Origin of the sequence: Chryseolinea lacunae (assembly GCF_016735595.1) — a bacterium.
In the GTDB taxonomy this organism is placed as follows: Bacteria; Bacteroidota; Bacteroidia; order Cytophagales; family Cyclobacteriaceae; genus Chryseolinea; species Chryseolinea lacunae.
This window is the reverse complement of sequence record NZ_JAERRB010000002.1, coordinates 515,140-536,427: the sequence shown is the minus strand read 5'-3', so window position 1 is coordinate 536,427 and position 21,288 is coordinate 515,140. Positions and strand designations below refer to the sequence as shown.

Here is a 21,288-nt window from a genome sequence, read left to right as displayed (position 1 = left end):
TAATTTGATTTATTGTTTTCATAGGTTTCATTTTGATCTTGTGGGTAATGATGTTTGAACCAATCCTGTTCATTTCCTAATGAGCGGTGCGAATTCGATAAGCCTGTGAAGACCGGCCTGGAAGGGTTGCTTTTTTATGCTGGTGTTCAGATAGTCGATCACAGGTTGTATCGGTGGAAATTTCAGGTGGTATTGAAAGGCATCTTCATTCCTGAATTTTTCATAGGTAACAAACTGCGTGCTGTCCATTTCCAACTGCGAAAGCTGATAGGTGACGACGCCAGGCTCATTGCGGAATTGCGGCATGGCCGTGTGATAGACCGTCTTAAAGTTGTGTTCGGTTCCTGCTTTTGCATCCACAAACAACATAATGGTGATCGGATCATCTGTTTTTCTGACCACACTCCGCCATTGCTGTTTGGAGATTGGTTCCAGGTCTTTGATGTCGATTTTTTTTGCTTGTTTCGACAGCGCGGTTTTCGCCAGCAACTCCATGGCTTTGAAGGATGAACTCTTGCCGGCCTTTTCCAACTCCATTTTACTGTTCCATCTTTCGATGATCCACAACACGGATGGTTCTTCCTGCTCATAATAGGCTTCCGACAAAACATTGCTTTCCTGTTCCAGCGAACGGCCCACATAGTCGCTCACAACTTCGCGGAATGCGGCCTGGTGATCCGGCTTAACGTCAAACCGGGTTAGCCTCGCCGCGAACGCATTGTTGCTGGATTGATTGTGGGTGGAGTCTCTCACAACAGCGTCGTATGAATGTTGTGCTTTGGGATTCATTTGACACAGTAGGAATAGCATGGTTAAGATAACCACCATGCGTTTCTTTGAAAATGATGTTAGCATGCTTGTCTCCATGTTTCGTAAAATTTTGATTCTTACGAGCAACCCGTTGTGTCATCAACCGGTTGTTCGACTCCTGACTTTAGTCGCTGCGTTATTGCCCGATCTTGAGCAACAGATCCGACACGTCGTGCGGTTTGGCCAGGAAAGGAGAATGACTGGTTTTGAGTTGATAGACAGTTTTAATACCGGCCCCTGCAATCATCCGGTCCTGAAGTCCCGGTGAGATCACGATGTCATTCAGCGTTTTGATATAGACCTTGTTGACGGTGCCGAAATGATCGTCGGTGAGGCTGACTTTGTTGGAGAATGGAATAGCAGGTTCTGCACGATAGTTTTCAATCACGCGTTTTTTGTCGGCCGGTGAACCATCACTCACAAACAGATCGGTTACCTTATCTTTCAAAACATCGAGCGTCAATTTATCTGCTGAGGGAACCAACGCAGGGCCTAGCTGAGAGTCGGGGTCGGAATAGGCCAGGTCTGTCAGCGCTTGTCCCGAAGCCGGAAGGAACGCGCCGATGTAAACCAGTTTGCTGATCTTTGCGGGAATCTTTTCCGCCACATTGGTCACCACCATTCCACCCATGCTGTGCCCAACCAATATCACCTTGCCTTTTACCTGCGAAACGGCATCGATAACCTTGTTGCTATAAACATCGAGGGTCAGGTTTAGCGGCGGAGTATTATCATCGCCATGGCCCGGCAATTGCACGATGATCACGTTGTTCCCTTTATTAACCAGGTCGGTGCGCACGGCGTCCCAGACATAAGGTGCTTGCCAAGCGCCGTGCACCAACACATATGTGCTTGTGGCTGCGGTGTTGTTCTCATTGCCCGTATAGGCTGCAAATGCAGATAACGTAAATGCTGCCGATAGCAGCGCGAAGAGTGTCTTTTCCATTTTCTTAAATTTTAATGATTTATGATGTTCTAGTAAACCGTGTTGTGTGTAGATGGATGATCTATCGGATGTTGTCGGGTGCTGGCATATCGAATCCGTTTAAGATCATCGCCAGAAGACTATAGCCGCCGATCAGAAAAAAAAGCTCGGCCACGCCTTCGCGTCCGAGCAGGTGCACGGCCCATTGATAGGTTGCGTCAGGAACAATGCGGCCTCTTGCCAGCGCGCTGGCGATGTCGTGTGCAACGGTTTCCTGTTCGTTCAATCCATGAGGCTGTCCTCCTGCTGCGAGCGTTGCGATAGCCGCGGGCGGAAGGCCGAATGTCATGGCCATGATCTCGTGTGCATACAGTTCGAAGCGGGCACCGAACGCTGCCCCTATGGTGAGGATGGCTACTTCACGCACACGTTTTTCAAGTGTCGCGTGAATGTCAAGCGTTCGTATGAAGCTTAACGCCGGCACGCCAAACTGCGGGTAGTGCAGCATGGGCGGAAAGGGACCAAGCAAGGCCCCCTGTTCGTCGATCATGGTGACCTGGCTCTGACTGCGGCCAATGAGGTTGGCTATCTCGTCGTGCACGTGACGGGCTTCGACGCCAAGGGTTTCGGGTGGCAACGGTTTGATGCGCATAGTTTTATTTTTTCGATGCAATTTCCGGAGAGAACCGACCGTCGATCAACACAAACGCCATGCGGCATATCTTTCCGGAGCGGTTAGCCCAGGCATGGTTTGTGCCGTTCTGAATGATGACATCACCGGCCTTGATGGTAGTCTCGCCGCGATCGAGCACCATGGTTATCTCGCCTTCGAGCACGATGCCGTAGTCTACGGTTTGTGTGCGGTGCATCAATGGGTGAGGCGCGCCGGCCTGCGAAGTCGAGGCGCTTTCGCCACCCATCGATTTGAATTTGGCTTGCGCATCGGCACCGGTAAGGTTTCGTATCGCTTCGCCTTCGGGTGGAAATTCGATAACGCGTATGCGTGTTCCATTTCCCGGAGGCGCCAGCACCAGACTGTGCTCGTCGGGCGTACCGGGTTGTGCCGTGATCAAAGCAGGTGTTTCCACCGTGTGCCATACTTCAAAAAAAGTAGGGCCACCGGGACCGCCTATGAGTTGTGTAGTCATAGGCGGCAGGTTGGGAACAATAATGGCTTTCCCTTCGGCGTCATGGCCTGTCACGATGCGCCGGAATATGCTGGGCTGTTCGTTCATGCGATTAGTTGTTTACTGATTTTCTGAAAACGAATGCGCCGAGGTAGTGAAAGAGTACCCCGACGGCCCAGGCTGGTGTTGACCAAAGCGGCCACGGATACGTTCTGTCGGTCAGGTACCAGACAAGCCATAGGGCTGGTGTTGCAATCAGAAAAGCAAGAAGGTGAATTCTGAAGCCCTTCTTCAAATTCTCAGGTGTGGCTGCGGGCCAGTTCGATTGATGATGTGTCATACGATTTGGATTTAGTGTGATCGATTTGTTTTTGCTTGTACAAATATTGAAGACTGCCGGGCAAAGAAGGGGCGAAATTTGTCTGGAAAAAGGGGTACAAATGTCCTGATCGAACACATCGCGCGATTGGCATTTCTAATTTGCTTAACTTTAGTTGCACCTTCAGCCTATGAACTTCTCTGCAACGGCCTGGCGTATATATTTCCTTGTGCTACTAATCACAGGGCTTCAGTGCGGTTTGCTATGCGCACAAACGGGCCCTGTCAATTTCAAACATCTTTCTTATCGCGAAGGCCTGGTGCAAAGTCCGGTCTCGGCATTTCTTCAGGACGATCAGGGTTTTATCTGGTTCGGCAATCTGAAAGGCCTCACACGCTACGACGGCTACGAGTTCAAAACATTCGTGCACAGTTTTTCAGACACCACCAGCATCAGCAACGATCGCGTGAATGCCGTTTTTATGGACAGCGAAAAAACCATCTGGGTAGCCACTGCCCATGGACTAAATCGCTTTGATCGCGATCTTGAAACATTCGAATCCATTGACATCGTGAAAGCAAAGGGCGGCAGAAACTATATTTCCGCTATCGCCGAAGATGGCCGGAAAAATTTGTGGGTCGGCACTTTCGCAGGCCTCAAAAAATTAAACAAAACCACTAAGACGCTGGAAGATGCCTCGCTAACGGACTCCATTTCGCTAGCTAATGAAGCCGTATACTCCTTATATATAGATAACGAAGAAAAACTGTGGGCCGGATCAAAAAGCGGGCTGAACAGGTTTGACCCCGCATCGAGAAAAATGCTCACCATGCCCAATGCCATTCAGGCAAGCCGGCTACACCAGTCTACAAAAGTTGTTGTGATCCGGCAAACCGCCGATGGCGACCTGTGGTTTGGTACGGAGACTTCCGGAGTCTTCCGGTTCAACGCTGTGCGAAATGAAATACATCCGTATACATTCAAAGAGAATTGCACCAACTGTTTGTCGTCAGACTGGATCAAGGACATCCTGATCTATGATGCCAACACGTTGTGGTTTGCCACGCAGCATGGCGTTAGTCAGCTGAACACCACAAACAATCAATTTACCAACTACCTGCACGACGCCACCAATACAAATACGATCAGCGACAATGCCACGCGATGCCTGATGAAGGATCGCGCATCCTGTGTGTGGGTAGGTACTTTCTCGGGTGGTATTGATTTCTTTTACCGCGGAAATTCAAACTTTAACAATATCGGTGAAGCCGTCGGTCCAAAGGGGTTGTTGCATCCGCTGGTTAACGCACTGGTGGAAGATGCCGATGGTTCCCTTTGGGTCGGTACTTATGGCGGCGGCGTAACTCATGTCAATAGAAAATCAGATTCTTTCACGCACTACTCAGTCAAGTCTCCGCGCCACGGCAGGATCACCAATGGCATCAAATCACTGGCCGACGATGAAACAAATCTTTGGATAGGCACGCTGGAGGGATTAAGCGTCTTGCAAAAATCGTCTGGAAAGATCACCCATTTCGACATCCCCATCCGGCAAGGACGACTTGGTGAGAAAATAGTGAACACGATATTGCCGGATGATGGCGGCGCATGGATTGGCACAAACGGTGGCGGATTAAAATTTTTCCGCAACGGGCAAACACTTCTCTCGCATCTCAATGAAGGTCGCGCCGGATCGATCGCAGACAATTTTGTTACGGCGCTCCTTAAAGACTCACTGGAAAATATTTGGGTCGGCACGCAGAATGGCTTGTCCTATTACGACACCAAAACGAAGAAATTTACGAAACTCTATAGAAAGAGCAGAGACATTCAAAGCCGCATAAGTCACAATCACGTCACCGTCTTCTTTGTCGACTCGAAACACAGGATGTGGATTGGCACTGAAAACGGGCTGAATTATTTCGACGTAAAATCAAAGGAATTTTATCCCATCACAGACCTGTTGGGTCTTCCCGATCGATTCATCCATGCCATCACCGAAGACAAGGATCAGAACCTTTGGTTTAGCACCGACCTGGGCATCGTGAAATTGTCGTTTCGAAAATTCAGTACGCCATTTGATGCCGATGATTTTCACTTTACCGTCTACAAATCATCCGACGGATTGTCTGGCAATCAATTTTCGAACACCTGTGGTCTGTCGCTTCAAACACACGAGCTGGCTTTTGGTGGGACAAACGGGTTGTCTATTTTCTCTCCCGACAAATTGCTGACAAACACCAGTCCACCAACAATTGTATTGACGGAAATACTGATCAACAACAAACGCGTTCCCATCGGAGGCGAATCTCCAATAGCAAAGTCACCCACACGGGTCGACAAAATAACATTGAACTACGACCAGGGTCTTGTTAGTTTTAAGTTTGCAGCCCTTAATTACATTAATTCTGAAAAGAGCCAGTATGCCATCAAGCTTGTGGGCCTACGGGGTGTTGAAGCGTGGCAGCCTCTTGGCAACCAGCGGCTCGTCAATTTCACCAACCTCCCGCCCGGAAACTATACCCTTCAGATCAAGGCATCGAACGATGGCAATCGCTGGGGCAACGAAATCAGAGAAGTGGCGTTAGTCGTGCTTCCACCCTGGTGGAGAACCTGGTGGGCGTATGCCATTTACGTTTTGCTGGCCATGGGGTTTGTAACGGCTGTGCTGGGCCTCCTGGACTATCGCCGGCGAATGCGGGCCGACCTGCAAATGGAACATCTGCTGAATGAACGCAGGCAGGAGTTATACCAAATGAAAATGAATTTTTTTACAAACATTTCGCACGAGATCCGAACCCCGCTCACACTCATTCTTGGACCGGTGCAAAAGCTGATGGATAGTTTTTCCGGCGAACGATTTGCCAGCAAGCAACTTCTCCTGATCCGGAACAACGCATCGCGCCTCCTGAAGCTCGTCACAGAACTCATGGACTTTCGCAAAGCCGAAGAGGGACACATGTCACTTTACATATCCCAACACGACATCGTTCCGTTTTGCAGAAAAATATTCGAACACTTCCAGGGACTTGCAGACGACAAAGGCATTGCGTATGATTTTTTTAGCAGTGAAGAATCGATTGGACTTTACTTCGATTCAAATCACCTTGAAAAAGTAGTTTTTAATCTTCTTTCCAACGCATTTAAATTCACTCCCGACCATCGCAAGATTGTTTTCAGCATCGAGTCCCGCCAGGAATGGGTGGACATTCATGTTTCCGACAACGGCATAGGAATTCCCGAAACGCACCAGGACCAGTTATTCAATAATTTTTATCAGGTTGGTGACTCTGGCAGACAGAACATTGGAAGTGGCGTGGGGCTGGCGCTTTCAAAAACAATCGTAGAACTCCACAAGGGTATGTTGCATTTTAAGAGCAATACCTGGACCGATGAAATAGCCGGTAGCACCACCTTTACGGTGTCGCTCAAAAAAGGAACAGAGCATTTTGATAAGACCCAGATCGTCTCTGAGTCATTTTATTCCGATGACTATCGGGAAATCGAATCGTTTCCGGACCCCGTGCAGAATGCCGCATTAGAAACGGTCTTTGCAGCGCAGGTGAACCCGATCATATTGATTGCGGAAGACAATGACGAAGTGCGGTCGTTTATTGCCGATACGTTACGACCAAACTATGACATCATCGAGTTCGCCAATGGATCGCATGCCCTCCTATCCATGGAGCGTAACATCCCCGATCTCATCATCAGCGACATCATGATGCCGGGTGCCGATGGGCTCGCATTGTGCACGTCGGTAAAGTCTACAGAGAACACAAATCATATACCGGTTATCCTGCTCACGGCGCGTTCGTCTGTCGGGCACCAGGTGCAAGGCCTGGCCACGGGTGCCGATGCCTACATCTCGAAGCCGTTCAATACAAAAATACTCGAGCTCACGATCAAAAATCTCCTCATGGCGAAGGAGATCATGCGCGAGAAGTTTTCGCAACAATTGATTCTTCAGCCCACCAAAATTTCATTAACTTCAAATTCGCCGGAAGAAAAGTTTATTGGTAAACTAATGGCCATCATTGAATCGAAAATGGACAATCCGGAATTTGACGTCGATGCACTGGTTCTTGAGATTGGGATGAGCCGGTCTGTCCTTTATAAGAAAGTACAGGCGCTTACAACTTATTCGGTTGCGGACCTTATTAAAGAAATGCGGTTGAAAAGGGCGGCCGAACTTTTGAAGCAACACGCCATGTCTGTGGCCGACGTGGCGTTTTCCGTTGGGTTTAACGATCGTAAGTATTTTAGCAAGGAGTTCAGAAAACAGTTCGAAATGTCGCCCTCGGAGTTTAGCGACGCCCACCACCAGTCAAAGGGCTGATTCTTTTCTCAAACACGGTCTGTTGAATGTGTTTGATTTACACACATGTAAGGTATTGGGCCTATTAAGATTGTTATCTACGTGAAATGCATCTTATTTTGGTGACTTTATCAGACTCTCGCATGGCGACCGCCAAAGGCCCCTTGATTGTATTTTTCATTGTTTCCTGCCTCTTTCCAGCACTCGGCCAGGCCAACGAAGTTGCCCCTCTCCTTGGGAAATTAAAGGAGTCCATGAACGACACCACCCGTGTGAACCTCTATTACTCCATTTCGCGGCATTATTGGTCTATTAATTCGGACAGTTCATTGCTCATGGCGCAAAAGTCTCTTGACCTTGCCGAATCCATACACTTTAAGAAAGGAATTGCACTGGCATGCCTGACCAAGGGCGTGGCACTGGAATCAAAAGGAAATTATCCGGAGGCGCTGAATTGTCATTTAAGGGCGCTTCGCCTGAGCGAGGAACTAAATCTAAAAGGCTTGTCGGGCAATTGCTACGGAAACATCGGCATTGTGTATTGCAGTCTGGGCAACTATAAAAAAGCGATTGAATATTATGAAAAAGCGCTTGCCATCGCAGAGACCTACGGCGTCGCTGCAACCGTTGGAATGCTGACAAATTTATCGGACACCTACACAAAGGTAGGAGATTACAAACGTGCATTGCAGTATGGCCTGAAAGCACTAACTATTGGCCGTGATGAGCCTGATTCCTCGAGCGTGGCTATCAGCCTTTTTAACCTTGCCGAGATCTATCATAAGACGGGCAAGACCGATCAGTCCATGGCCACGTTGCATGAGTCCATGAACATTTCTGTGCGCATCGGCGACCGGGAGGGAATTTCGCATTGCTTGAATTTTCTGGCCACCTTGTATGCTGACAAAAAATTATTTTCCAGGAGCATCGACTACGCAAAAAGAAGTCTTCAGAATTTGCATCAGACTGACAACAAGGAATTGCAGCTAGGAGCCTATCATGCGTTGTACCGATCCTATACGGGGCTAAACGATTTTGAGCAAGCACTAAACTATCGCAACAAAGAAATTGCCTTGAAAGAAAGCCTGTTCAGCATTGAAAAAGAGCGCGAGACGAATACCCTGGAAGCTCAATATGAACTCGAACGAAAACAATACCAGATTGAGTTACTTGAAAAAGACAACGCGCTGCGCCAGAAGGAAATTTCGCGCGCGTCGTTCGAGACGCGCACCTATGCCCTTGGCCTCGTCTTCTTTATTGGACTGACAGGGTATCTGGTGTATGCAAATTCAAAACGAAAAAAGATCAACCATTTTCTACGGGAGAAAAATGCCATCATTACCACCCAGAACGAAAAGATAAACGAACACAATGCGCGTCTTGAAAAACTGAACGGTGTCAAAACCCAGTTGATTTCCATCATCAGCCACGATTTCAGAAGCCCGCTGCACACGCTTCAGGGCTTTATTCAACTGATGAACAACGACGCTTTGAAAAAGGAGGAAATTGTTTTGATGACACAACAGATCAACGACAAGCTGGGCGTCACCCTTCACCTCATCGAAAATCTGTTGCACTGGGCCATTAGCCAGATGAATGGAATTGTGTTACATCCCCAATCTTTTGACGTGAAGGGAGTGGTGGACGAAAATGTGAGACTAGTTCAATTGTCGGCCGACAGCAAGAACATAACCATAGCGAGCGACCTACACGAAGAGTCTTTCGTATTTGCCGACAGAGACACCATCAACATCACGTTGAGAAATCTGATGACAAACGCCATCAAGTTCTCAAAGCACGGCGACACATTATCCATTTCTGCTGTGGTGAAAGAACAATATCTTCAGTTGAGCGTGAAGGACACAGGTATCGGAATATCCGAACAACGACAAAAAACACTTTTCGAAGGCATGGTAAGTCCTACACGGATGGGAACCCGAAACGAAAAGGGAACTGGTCTGGGGCTGGCGTTGTGCAAAGAACTGGTCGAAAAGAACGGCGGCAAAATTTGGGTTGAGAGCGAACCTGGAAAGGGCAGCGATTTTATGTTCACGGTTCCGAGGAAACTTTAGCATGGAGACTTCCGCTTAAACAAGAGGAGCTACATCAAGCCATCACGGGCCACACGGAAAGAGTATGAATACTTTTTTTTCGTTATCTTTATGTTAGCCTACAACCCTCCCCTATTTGAAAAGAAATCTATACCTGTGTCCCTCACATGAAGATCACATTGGCTGGTTCTCCATTTCACTTTTGTGGATCTGTTTCTTAAGCTTCTTCCCCATTTCGCTCCATGCGCAGTCAAGCATACGCTTTGAGCGAATAACCGTTGACGACGGACTCTCTCAATCGGCGGTCACATCGATGCGGCAGGATAAATATGGCTACCTCTGGATCGGTACACAGGACGGCCTGAACCGCTACGATGGAAACTCCTTTACCGTCTATCGCCACGATTTGAAAAAGCCCACGTCATTTCCTGCCCACAGGGTAAACAAGCTATTTCTCGATGCAAACGAAAATCTTTGGATCAGCTATCAAAATGGCCTTAGCCGCTATGAACGTGAACACGACGACTTTAAGAACTATAAAATAAAGGTTGAAAAGGAAAACGTGTTTATCCGAAACATGGACCACCTTTCGGACACGCTGATGGTGCTCAGCACCAGTGTTGGTGTGCTCCATTTTAATCCCCGCACCGGAAAAACACATCCCGCCCAATCGTATTCCAGATTCAACAATCAAAACGTGAACGGGATTGTTTCCAGCAGCCGTAGCGGGGATTGGCTATTTACGGACAGAAGTATCTGGAGAAGCCTGAAAGGAGGCAGGGGTGCTTGGACCGAATTCTTTACAGACGAAGATCAGTTGCGATACAATTACTTTAAATCGTCGGACGAACTTTATGTGCGCACGGGAACGGGCCTATGGAAATATGACACCTTAAGTGATCGGTTAAAATTGATCGCCACGTTGCCTAAAATCCAGTGGCCAAATTCGACGGTTTTGTTCAAAACCACAGCGGGCACACTTTGGGTGGCTCACGGAAACATTTCCATCTTCAAAAACGACAGTCTTTCAGAAACCTTGTATCACGCGCCACAAGACCCCAACAGTTTATCCGGAGCATTTGCTTCGGATATCTATCAAACACGCGATGGCGTTATATGGGTCGGGACCAATGGACTAGGGTTGAACAAATATGATCCTTCGCGCTCTGCTTTCAGGTACCTGGGAAGTTTTCCCGGAGCACCGCTCACCCTGGCGGATAACTATGTGAATACCGTGAGTGCCATCGATGACCAACGGATTTTGGTAAGCACGATTGTCGGCATGAATGAGATCGATCTGAAAAACAAAACCAGCAAATATTTTCCTGTAATGACCCGAAACAAAACCGACCTGCGTGTTTCGAATATCCGTCAGGATGCCGACGGCAAAGCGTGGCTGGCCACCAATAGCGGGCTCATGATTTTCGATGGAAAAACCGTGGTTCAATCAGGCAATTCACATCTGAATGATCCCGCCCTTGAAATCTATGACATCCTGAAAACGAACGTCCATGAATTTTTATTAAGTACCAACCGGGGACTATTGTCGTGGGACCAGGCAAAAAACAGCGTGACGGTGCTTCACAACAGCGGGACCATTGTTATGAAACAAATTGGCACTACCGTATGGTTTGAGTCCGACGAAAAATTGAAGATCATGCGATGGAACGACAAACAAATCATAAAGACCTTTCCCACCAACGGCACAGACTCCCTACATGCTCCGCGCGCGTCGCTGAAGTGTATCTACCAGGATAGGGATAAAAACATCTGGCTCGGCACCGATGGCGGGGGGCTTGCCCTCTATGATTCCACGACCCAGACCTTCATGCACTTCGACGAAACAGAAGGTTTGTCGAACACTGTTGTGTATGGAATTCTGGAAGACCAATTTAAAAATTTGTGGCTGAGCACAAACGAAGGGCTTAACGTGTTTGACAGAAAGTCGAAACGCGTGATCCGAAGGTTCAACAAAAATGACGGGCTGCAGGGAAATGAATTCAACACCCGAGCCTTCTTCAAATCGGCATCGGGCAGAATGTATTTTGGCGGCGTGAACGGTCTCACCTTCTTTGATCCTGAAGAAGTGCTGAAAATTCCCTCGCTAACACCCAAGACGGTGCTGACCGGGTTCTTCATAGACAACGTTAAGCAAAGCAACCTCAACGACGCTCAGATCGATAATCTTTTTAATGCGAATGCCATTGAACTGGAGTGGAGTCAGCGCAATTTCAGTTTTGAAATTGCCGGGCTGGGGTTCACCTTTCCCAGTGGGGTTCAGCATCAATACAAGCTGGATGGCTTTGACCAGACCTGGAACTCGATTGGTGGTCAGAACAGAATCTCGTTCACCAACATGCCCGCCGGAAACTATACCCTTCACATCCGGTCGGGCAATGCATTCAACGACTGGGAGAAAGAAGGCCTGGTGATACGAATCGTCATCACAGAACCTCTCTGGCGATCGCCCTGGTTCATCGGCGGCGCGATCTGCATCCTTGTTCTCTCGCTCTTCCTGTTTAGTCATCAGCGGGCGATATTCCTGAAGAAACGAACCGCCATGTTGCAAAGCATGGTGAACGAGCGCACCCGACAAATACAACAACAGCAGGAAGAAATTGCCGCGCAAAACGAAGAACTCACGGCCCAGGCAGAGGCCCTCGAAAACAGCAACCTCCACCTGGAGAACCAGGTGAAAAGAAGAACCAGCCGGCTGCAGCAACTGAACAAAGCACTGGCAGACCAGAACACACAATTGGAGCAGTTCACATTCATCACCGCGCACAACATCCGTGGCCCCATTGCCCGAATAAGCGGATTGATCAATTTGTTAAACAAGGAAAGCAACGAGCGGGAAATCGTCAACCATCTGAAAACAAGCATCAATTCTCTGGACGATGTTATATCAGATTTAACTGCAGTGTTGAACATCACGCAAGGCGTAAACAAAACTTTTGAACTCGTGTCGGTGCGCGAGCAACTGATCCGCGTGCTGGAAATGCTGCAACAGGACATTCAGTCGGTAGGGGCCATTGTGCGTTACTCAGAATTTGAAGACGTGAAAATCCTGGGAACGAAAGCCTATTTCCAAAGCATTCTTTTCAATCTTATTCACAACGCACTAAAATTCACCGATCATTTGAAAACACCGGTAATAACGTGTCGCGCCGAAAAGACCAGCGACGGCACGATCATCACCATAGAGGATAATGGATTGGGAATTGATATGCGGTATGCGAAGGATAAAATATTTCAACTTCATCAACGCTTCCACCCCAACGTGGTGGGCAGGGGCTTGGGATTGTTTCTCGTGAAAACCCAGGTGAAGGCCATGGGCGGATCGATCGGCATCGAAAGCACGCTTGGTCAAGGCACGATCTTTAGCATCCGATTTCCGGAAGTTGAAAAGGGACTTTAAAATCACTTCACCTTGGCATGAACTTCACCATAGAATTTCAACCAAAACTATTCACGGTGTGATGGCCATATCAGCCCCGCAAAATGGCCAGCCTACACCCGTTGGCACCGCGTTCCAGCCAATAGCTTTGTGACAAAGAAAGTTTACCCATCATGACTACACCCATCCAACCCAGCCCGCGCATGAAGATGAAACCGTTTGAGTTTATTACGCTGTCGGCCTCAACAATGATTCTCACGGCGCTGGGCATCGACATCATGCTGCCTGCCTTTGGCGAAGTCAGGAATCACTTTGGGCTTGCACCCGAGTCGACCGCCACGGCGCAGATCATTGTGTTTTTTTTCCTGGGCCAGATTGCCCAGTTGGTTTTTGGAATATTGTCTGACCGGTTTGGGAGACTGGTTATTCTGCGCATCGGATTTCCGCTCTACATTGTCAGCGGCATCGCCGCCACGTTTGCCCCTACCCTTGCGTTGATGTTCGCGGCACGGTTCGTTTCGGGCGTGGGCGCATCAGCCGTTTTTATGACCACGATCGCCAGTGTGCGCGACCGTTATGTGGGCGACCAGATGGCCCGCATGATGTCGCTTATCTTCACGTTCTTTTTGTTTACCCCCATAGTTGCTCCCTTTTTGGGTGTAGCCATTCTTTCCGTTTCAACCTGGCAAATGGTTTTTCTTACACCGCCGCTATTTGCTTTGTTCGTGTTCATCTGGTCCTTCAGACTGGAGGAATCGCATCCACCCGAAAACAGAACTCCTTTGAACTGGGCGCGCGTCGTTCAGGCCATACGCGAGGTTGTGAGCAACCGGACCTTTCTTCGCTACACGGCCATCACCACCATTCTTTTCACCGGGTTGAGTTCGTATGTGTCAAGTTCGGAACGGATTGTTGGAGAGATCTATGGAAGCCCCAAACTGTTCCCGTGGATTTTTGCGGGCATAGGCCTATTGATGTCTCTCTGCGCGTTGCTAAACTCACGCCTTTCGATTCGCTACGGATCAAAGACATCCATCCGCGGACTGCTCATGGTCTACACCCTTGTGGGCTCTGTGCTGTTGGTGTTGACATTTGTGCGCGGAGGGCAACCGGAAATTTTTCTGTTCTTCGCCGCAGCCGCCATCATGCTTGGAATCAATCTGGCCATCGAGCCCAACAGCAGTGCGCTGGCGCTGGAACCACTGGGAAATACGGCAGGCATTGCCTCAGCGATCTATGGCACTGCTTTCTTTTTTATCGGAGCATCCCTGGGCTCGATTATCAGTAGCCTCATGGTGAAGAGTGTTTTTCCGTTGGTGGTTGGATTTTTTGTGATTGGGGTGCTTTGTTTGGTGTTGGTGTTTAGTGATCGTCGCAGAGGGTGAAATGATACTGCTTACTGTCGCTCCGCTTCATGCAAGAAAGGAAGGCACGGCAACCGTTGATCATCCCTTGTGACAGAGCGGCGAGCATGTTTTACATCCATTGGCATCCGCGTAATAGTTTTTTTTTGCCAGAGCTACTGCAGTTGCACAAGAACTATGTTCTCCCAATTCGAAATAGCTTTGTGTAGGCCACCATCTACATCCCTCCTTGTGAACTTCGTGATCATAGTTGGGCGACTGGGTGTTTTGGTTAACTCGATACTTTGCCATACTTATTTGCTGTTTGGTTGATGATCCAATATTGGACTTATCATAAAGTCAGCAAAGTTTTCTTTCCCAGGGGTACTATAGCCTTTCCCAACCACGACCAATACCAAGTTGATTGGTAGTAAATGATGGTGGCGGCAGTCTTCTCAGGTCTAAAATCTGCAAATACAGTCGTTTGCAACAAGCGTTCGCCCCTACGTCGGCACCAAAAAAAACCAAAACCCCGAATCCATATCAAGGATGAACTATATTTTCCTTAAAATCGCACCAAATCTGACTTTATTAAGGCAACATGGCAAAGACGATACGGCCGACCTACCCGGTGGAATTCAGCGTAGGGCTTTTGATCTTGATTTTTGTTTTATCGTTCTTTTTGTCGTCGCAGCTTTTTGAGGTGGGCTGGCGCGAATTGATAGAGGGCACAAAAACAAGCGCCTACGTGGGCATGTTCCTCATCAGCAGCGCCGTTATTATTATGGTGCTTGTGCTGTGGGAAGAATTCCTGTTTCCCGTGAAGATCAAACCCGGGCAAGATGGCGTGGTGTTCCGCAATCACAGAACCAAACTAAAGACACAGCTGCTCATTTACTGCATCATTCCGGCAATCTTTATTTTTGTCTACTTCAATTTCGAAATCCACATCGTCCGCTTCATCATTTGGGCGGCCCTCTGCACCATCTTGCCGCTGGGCATCAAGTTGATGTCGGGTCTTAAAAACTACAACGACTTTCTGAAACTTACCGACCACACCATCGAATATAAGAACAACCAGAAGTCGGGTGTTTTCGCAGTAAAAGACATCCAACGCATCACACTCATCCGAGACGACAGCAGCCTGCTTCATAAGTTCCAGGTATCGACCGCCAACGGCAACGAGATCATCGACCTCGACGAAATGGAACTTGAGGCGTTCCTCAGTTCCATCGATCAATTCATCTCCTCGCATTATAAAAATCTTCTTGTATAAACTGGTTGAAGATTCTGAAATACGCCGATCACTGGTGACCGGGTCTACCTTAAAATGAAGAAGCCGTCTCGAACATGAGACGGCTTCTTTTTTTCAGGTTAAGGAATCAATATCCCGGATTTTGCGTCAGCGTTGGTTTGCCGGCTATCTGGGTGTTCAGGATTTCCTGGATGGGAATGGGAAAATACTCGTGTTTGTTGGGAACGAATTGCACGTTCTTCAGGTACGACCGTTTTGTGCCCTCCACCAGGTAATAGGCGTTAAGCGTTTGCTCTGCAATTTTCCAGCGCACCAGGTCGAAGCGACGGTGGCCTTCCATGCCAAACTCCAGACGTTGTTCAAACTGGACGGCCTTGAGGGCCAGGTCGGCGTCTGTCCATGGCGTTGTGTATTCGTTGATGAGGTAGTTGGCCGCCGGTGTGCCGTCTGCTTTTTTCACAAAGCCATCGGGATGGGCCGCTCTTGCGCGGATCTGGTTCACATAGCCGCGGGCCGTTTCCAGGTCGGCTTGCTTCACAGCAATTTCGGCGAGCCACAGCAGCACGTGCGAGTAGCGGATCATGCGATAGTTGTTGGCGTTAAGACGCGGGTTGCCGGCAAACGTGGCACTGCCCACATCAGAACGATACATCACGTGTTTCTTGGGTGAATACGGGCCACCATAGGCCTGATCGCGCACATAGGTTTTGCCGGGGTGCACGCCCCAGTCGAGATAGGGAATGCCTCTGCGGCCAACAGTCCAGTCGAGGCGCGGGTCGAGTGTGCCGGCATAGGGTGTGAATGGAACTGTGGCTTCAACACCCTGGTCGTTGGTTACGTCTGCATCGTTGAAGGTGGTTAGTTCGGGCAGTCCGTCAGCGCCAGTCTTGAATGCATTGACCAGGTTCTGCGACGGTTGAAAGAATCCGCAGCACGTGGTCACACCGCCGCCGCCATAGGGATAGTTGAGCGTTGAACCGATGTTGCCGTTCTCGCCGTTGGGTGCACCATCGTTCACAGAATATTGCACTTCAAAAATCGATTCTTTGTTGTTGTTGGTGCTTGCACGGAAGTTGTCGTGGTAGCGATCCATGAGGGCGAACTGATTGCTGTTCACGATTTCTTCGAGCAGTGGTTTAGCATCGCTCCATTTTTCCTGAAACAGATAGGCTTTTGCCAGCGTGGCCGCAGCGGCCCATTTGGAGGCGCGACCGGGCTGTGTTTGTTTTACAGGAAGCACGGCATAGGCGGCTTGCAAATCGGCTTCAATCTTTGGCCAGATGTCGGCGGTGTTGGGCACCTTGGTGCTTTCGAGGTTGTTGGGATCGTAGACCACTTCATCGATGTAGGGCACCTTGTTATACATTTTCTTCAGCTCGAAATGAAAATGACCGCGGAGGAAACGCGCCTCGGCGGTGATTGCTGCGCGTTCGGCATCGCTAAGGTCAGTCACCTTTGGCAAGAGCTGCAACACATCGTTGCAACGGGCAATGCCGTCGTACATGCCACGCCATTTGCCGCGGAAATAGATGTTGTCGGAAGCGATGTTGGCTTGCTCAATCAGGGAGATGGGCGGTTGGTCACCGGCGATGGTACCTTTATAAGCGTCGTCTGATGCCACGCTGCCATACACCCAATTGTCTGCTCCTACCTGATAGGACCGGTAAGCACCTTCTGCAGTAGCCCAGCCGTCGAGCATCGCGTAGGCGCCAGTGAGCAGGGAGCTAACACCCTTTCCGGTTTGCAACGCTGTTGAACTGAGGGCCGCCTTTGGCTTCACGTCCAGGAAAGAATCGGAACAGGCGCTCCAGAGACTTGCCAGGATAACGCCGCACAAAATCGTGATCTTTTTCATGTGTATAAAGTTTGATCGGTTATGCATATACAGGTTTCATTAAAAGGTAAGATTCAGACCCACCAGGTATTGCTTCGCTGCAGGATAGGATCCGCCGTCCACGCCAAGCTGGCGGTCGGTAGACGAAACATAGGTTGTTGATCCGGCCACGCGGTCGTTGCCCGACACATAGTTGCGCAAGTTGATTTCCGGATCCATGCCCGAATACTTCGTGATCGTGATCAGGTTTTGTCCCTGAACATAAACGCGAACAGAGTTCATACCCACCTTCGAGGCCCATACCTTTGGCAGGCTGTAGGTGAGTTGAATGTTCTTGAACCGGAAATACGATCCCGACTCCAGGTAATAGGTAGAAGGCAAAATGCTCACCTGGTCGCTCGACGTCAGCTGTGGCAACACAGCGTCTGTTTTGCCGGGGCGCCACGAATCGTACAGCATGCGTGTGCTGCGGTTGCCGGCAAATGTGGGGAAGTCGGTCCAGTATTTCACATAGTTGTAGATCTGGTTGCCATACACACCTTGTCCGAAAACAGTGAGGCTGAAATTTTTGTAGTTCACGTTAACGTTGATACCATAGGTGAAATCGGGGTGCGGATTGCCGATGATGGAAAGATCTTTTGTGTCGATCACGCCATCGGGCACACCGTTGGGACCGCTCACGTCGCGGAAGTGAAATCTTCCTGCACGGTTTTGATTGGTGCCCAGGTTGTTTTTCGGCGCGGCAATGGCCTCGTCGTCGGTTTGGAAAATGCCGTCGATGGTGTAGCCAAAGAACGAAGAGATAGGATAGTTCTGTTGCGTCACCACAAAGTTCTGGATGCGTTCGTCGTTGATGCCAAAGTATTGTGTGTTGGCATCGCCTGTGGTCTTGGTCACCACGTTGCGATACATGCTGAAGTTACCTTCCACGTTGAAGGTGAGCCCGCCGCCCATGGCCTGACCGTGATAGGCCAGCGAAAGATCGATGCCGCGATTCCGCATCGACGCAATGTTCTGATAGGGCACCGTGGCCACGCCCGACGTTAACGGAGCAGCAACCGGGAAGAGCATGTCGGACGTGACGCGTGTATACCAATCGAGGCTGACATCAAACTTGTTTTGCAGCAAGGTCACATCAAGCCCGATGTTGGTCGAGGTTGTGGTTTCCCATTTTGCATTGGGGTTTCCAAACTGTGTGAGTTCATAGCCGGGAATGGCCGTGCTCCGTGTGCCGCCCAGATCATAGAACGATGTGGCGGGGTTTGTGGAGAAGATCGTGTAGGGGTTATAGAAACCAATCTCCTGGTTGCCGGTTTGGCCCCAACCAATGCGCAGCTTGGCGCGATCGAGCCAGGTGTTCATGCCTTCGGCAAACGACTCTTCGGAAATTACCCATCCCGCACTCACCGCCGGGAAATAGGCCACCAGGTTTTGAGCCGAGAACCTGGAAGACCGGTCGCGTCGCAAGGTTCCTTCCAACAGATATTTGTCTTTCAGGTTATAGTTGACCTTTGCGAATTCAGAAGCAAGGCTCCAGTTGGTAGCACCACCGTTGTTGGTCTGCACGCCCGTGCCACCACTCAGGTAGCGGTTCTCAATATCGTCGGAAGCAAAATTGGTACGGCTGGCATCAAAACTTTCGTAGTAGTCTTTGATGGACTCGATGCCGAGGATGAAGTTGAATTTGTGAATGTCGTTGAGCGTGGCATTATAGGTCAGTGTGTTGAACCACGTCCAGGTCCACTCATAGTTGTTAATCGTCCGCAGCGAGTTTGATCCGCGCGACTCGGCCGATTCGATGTCGCGAATGGTGTAGTCGCGGAAGTTGAAGATGTTGTAGTCAATACCAAAGCTGGTTTTGGCCGTCAGGTTTTCGAGGATGTCGAGCTCGGCATAGGCATTTCCAAACAGGCGCACTTCTTTTTGAATATTATCTTTGTTACGCCAGAGGTCGGCCACCGGGTTGCGGGAGTTGTCGAGGTCGGTGCCCCGTGTGCCGGCGAAGGTTGTTCCCGAAACATCAAACACGGGCACGATGGGTTGAATGCGGAATGCAAACGATGTGGGGTTGCTCTCGTTGCTGTTTCCATTGGGCTGATTCACGCGCTGGCTGGTGGCGATCTGCAGATTCTCACCCACCCTGAAACGTTTGGTGATGTTGAACTCGGTGTTGGCCCGTATCGAATAGCGTTTGAAGTTGGTGTAGAGCATGATCCCCTTCTGATCGAAATAATTTAGCGACATGGCATAGCGGCCGCTCTCGTTGCCACCCGAAACACCGATCTGGTGATTTTGAATGGGCGCCGGATCAAAGATTTCGTCAAGCCATTTTGTGCCGGTTTTGTTGGCTTTGGTGATCAGCCATTTGGTCTTGTTGAAATCGGCACCGTCTATGTTGTTGCTATAGTTCACATACTCTCCATTGGCATTCTGGGCAACACGCGGATCGCCTTCCTTGGCACCCGCCGGAAAGATATAGTCGGGTATGGTGGGCGTTGCGCCATTGCCAAACTGCGCGTGCGTGGGGTTGCCGTTGGTTCCTACGGCGCCTGCATTGATGCGCGATTCCCAAGTGAGCTGTGCATACTCGTCTGTGTTCAACATGTTCAATAGCTTGCCCGGTTGTTGGGTGCCATAATACATGTCGTAGGTAAACACGGGCTTGCCGGCTTTTCCTTTTTTGGTCGTGATGATCACCACACCGTTTCCTGCACGCGATCCATAAATGGAAGCCGACGATGCGTCTTTCAATATCTGGATCGATTCGATGTCGTTCTGGTTGATGGTGTTCAGATTGCCTTTGGTGGGCACACCGTCGATGACATACAAGGGAGAGTTATCGTTCACCGTTCCAAAGCCACGAATACGAACCATCACACCGCCGCCGGGACTGTTCTCGTTACCCACTGTCACACCGGCCACCTTGCCTTGCATGGCCTGGCCGAGGTTGGTAGAAGGTGTGGACAGCAGTTGCTCGGATTCGATCGTTGCTACAGCACCGGTGATGTCGCGTTTGGATTGCGAACCATAACCCGTCACCACCACTTCCGACAAAGAAACAATGTCGACGGCGAGCGACACGTTGATTGACGTGCGGTTGTCGATGCTCACTTCCTGCGTCACATAGCCGATAAACGAAAAGATAAGGGTCGTGCTGTTGTCGGGCACCGACAATGTGAAGTTGCCATCCGAATCGGTTGTGGTACCGAACGTGGTTCCTTTCACCAGCACGTTCACACCTGGCAAAGGGTTGCCCGTTTCTTCCGTCACTTTTCCTTTAATCGTGATTTCGGGTGCCACGCTGGGGGGAGAATCTGCGCGCGTCTCCGACCTCGAAAACAATGCTTCAGGTATGAAGCATAGGGTTGCTGACAAGGCAATACAGCATAATGCATTGCGTAATTTAATTCTCATACGTATGGGGGTTAAGTTTGACTACTACAGTTAAGAATATACCGGGGATACAAATCGGCATGACGTCTTTGCACTGAGGTTGATTACAGGACTGCGGTTCAAGGCAGCATTGTGAATCGTGCGACCGACGACGTCTGCGAACGAATGTCTTTGTGGCTCTCCGTCCGTTCTATCTTTTAAATTCCCGCATGGGGAATGACAGTGTTATTCCGAATGTGAATACACACCCTCATGGCTGAAGACTCCAGGTTGCACGGTATTGAAACAGGTGGGATGTTTACGGGATGGTCCAGCGGAAGAATGGATCATCGGAGGGCACGACAGAACTATTGAGCTGTTGATGACAAGCCCATTGCATGGTGTAGCTATTTTTTTCATGTTGGAAGGGGGGTATTTATTTATTCATCGAAAGTCGTTAGAGTGAACTCATACAAAAAAGAAAAGCCGTGCCATGCGACGGACGCATAAAGACGAAGAAAACCACGACAACGCCCT

Annotated in this window: 12 protein-coding genes; 5 read left to right on the top strand and 7 right to left on the bottom strand. The window is 49.5% G+C overall.

Annotated features, from left to right (window positions below; all coding sequences use genetic code 11):
* Positions 1–69 precede the first annotated feature (69 nt).
* From JI741_RS07945 to JI741_RS33040, 5 genes are all read right to left on the bottom strand, one after another.
* Positions 70–855 (bottom strand): antibiotic biosynthesis monooxygenase, encoded by a 786-nt coding sequence (locus JI741_RS07945; RefSeq protein WP_236675946.1) that lies wholly within the window; start codon positions 853–855, stop codon positions 70–72.
* A gap of 91 nt (positions 856–946) precedes the next feature.
* Positions 947–1,756, bottom strand: coding sequence for an alpha/beta fold hydrolase (locus tag JI741_RS07940; protein ID WP_202008509.1), 810 nt, complete (start codon positions 1,754–1,756; stop codon positions 947–949).
* 61 nt (positions 1,757–1,817) lie between these two features.
* Positions 1,818–2,387: a carboxymuconolactone decarboxylase family protein gene (locus JI741_RS07935; protein ID WP_202008508.1), complete on the bottom strand. Its 570-nt coding sequence runs from the start codon at positions 2,385–2,387 to the stop codon at positions 1,818–1,820.
* Positions 2,388–2,391: 4 nt separating this feature from the next.
* Complete coding sequence (locus JI741_RS07930; protein WP_202008507.1) at positions 2,392–2,970, bottom strand: cupin domain-containing protein; 579 nt, start codon at positions 2,968–2,970, stop codon at positions 2,392–2,394.
* A gap of 4 nt (positions 2,971–2,974) precedes the next feature.
* The gene (locus tag JI741_RS33040) at positions 2,975–3,202 is read right to left on the bottom strand and encodes a 2TM domain-containing protein (RefSeq protein WP_202008506.1); all 228 of its coding nucleotides are present in this window, start codon (positions 3,200–3,202) and stop codon (positions 2,975–2,977) included.
* Between the two features lie 169 nt (positions 3,203–3,371).
* Here JI741_RS33040 and JI741_RS07920 point away from each other — a divergent pair, with 169 nt between their 5' ends.
* The 5 genes from JI741_RS07920 (at position 3,372) to JI741_RS07900 (ending at position 15,566) form a co-directional block, all read left to right on the top strand.
* Positions 3,372–7,520, top strand: coding sequence for a hybrid sensor histidine kinase/response regulator (locus tag JI741_RS07920; protein WP_202008505.1), 4,149 nt, complete (start codon positions 3,372–3,374; stop codon positions 7,518–7,520).
* 86 nt (positions 7,521–7,606) lie between these two features.
* A complete protein-coding gene (locus JI741_RS07915; protein WP_500789603.1) occupies positions 7,607–9,571 on the top strand; it encodes a tetratricopeptide repeat-containing sensor histidine kinase in 1,965 nt (654 codons plus the stop codon).
* A 115-nt stretch (positions 9,572–9,686) separates the two neighbouring features.
* Complete coding sequence (locus JI741_RS07910; RefSeq protein WP_202008503.1) at positions 9,687–12,968, top strand: sensor histidine kinase; 3,282 nt, start codon at positions 9,687–9,689, stop codon at positions 12,966–12,968.
* Between the two features lie 152 nt (positions 12,969–13,120).
* On the top strand, positions 13,121–14,332 hold the full coding sequence (locus JI741_RS07905) for an MFS transporter (RefSeq protein WP_236675945.1): 1,212 nt from the start codon (positions 13,121–13,123) through the stop codon (positions 14,330–14,332).
* 559 nt (positions 14,333–14,891) lie between these two features.
* Positions 14,892–15,566 carry a heavy metal transporter gene (locus tag JI741_RS07900; RefSeq protein WP_202008502.1) on the top strand — a complete coding sequence of 225 codons (675 nt, stop codon included), beginning with the start codon at positions 14,892–14,894 and terminating at the stop codon, positions 15,564–15,566.
* A 106-nt stretch (positions 15,567–15,672) separates the two neighbouring features.
* Here JI741_RS07900 and JI741_RS07895 read toward each other — a convergent pair whose 3' ends face one another.
* Positions 15,673–17,400 (bottom strand): RagB/SusD family nutrient uptake outer membrane protein, encoded by a 1,728-nt coding sequence (locus JI741_RS07895; protein ID WP_202008501.1) that lies wholly within the window; start codon positions 17,398–17,400, stop codon positions 15,673–15,675.
* A gap of 39 nt (positions 17,401–17,439) precedes the next feature.
* Positions 17,440–20,793: a SusC/RagA family TonB-linked outer membrane protein gene (locus tag JI741_RS07890; RefSeq protein WP_202008500.1), complete on the bottom strand. Its 3,354-nt coding sequence runs from the start codon at positions 20,791–20,793 to the stop codon at positions 17,440–17,442.
* Positions 20,794–21,288: the final 495 nt, after the last annotated feature.

Bases quoted from the DNA above. Each gene is read 5' to 3' on its own strand.
- JI741_RS07900 (WP_202008502.1), top strand. From the start codon at position 14,892: ATGGCAAAGACGATACGGCCGACCTACCCGGTGGAATTCAGCGTAGGG.
- JI741_RS07915 (WP_500789603.1), top strand. From the start codon at position 7,607: ATGCATCTTATTTTGGTGACTTTATCAGACTCTCGCATGGCGACCGCC.
- JI741_RS07905 (WP_236675945.1), top strand. From the start codon at position 13,121: ATGACTACACCCATCCAACCCAGCCCGCGCATGAAGATGAAACCGTTT.
- JI741_RS07940 (WP_202008509.1), bottom strand. From the start codon at position 1,756: ATGGAAAAGACACTCTTCGCGCTGCTATCGGCAGCATTTACGTTATCT.
- JI741_RS07930 (WP_202008507.1), bottom strand. From the start codon at position 2,970: ATGAACGAACAGCCCAGCATATTCCGGCGCATCGTGACAGGCCATGAC.
- JI741_RS33040 (WP_202008506.1), bottom strand. From the start codon at position 3,202: ATGACACATCATCAATCGAACTGGCCCGCAGCCACACCTGAGAATTTG.
- JI741_RS07895 (WP_202008501.1), bottom strand. From the start codon at position 17,400: ATGAAAAAGATCACGATTTTGTGCGGCGTTATCCTGGCAAGTCTCTGG.
- JI741_RS07890 (WP_202008500.1), bottom strand. From the start codon at position 20,793: ATGAGAATTAAATTACGCAATGCATTATGCTGTATTGCCTTGTCAGCA.
- JI741_RS07945 (WP_236675946.1), bottom strand. From the start codon at position 855: ATGCTAACATCATTTTCAAAGAAACGCATGGTGGTTATCTTAACCATG.
- JI741_RS07920 (WP_202008505.1), top strand. From the start codon at position 3,372: ATGAACTTCTCTGCAACGGCCTGGCGTATATATTTCCTTGTGCTACTA.
- JI741_RS07935 (WP_202008508.1), bottom strand. From the start codon at position 2,387: ATGCGCATCAAACCGTTGCCACCCGAAACCCTTGGCGTCGAAGCCCGT.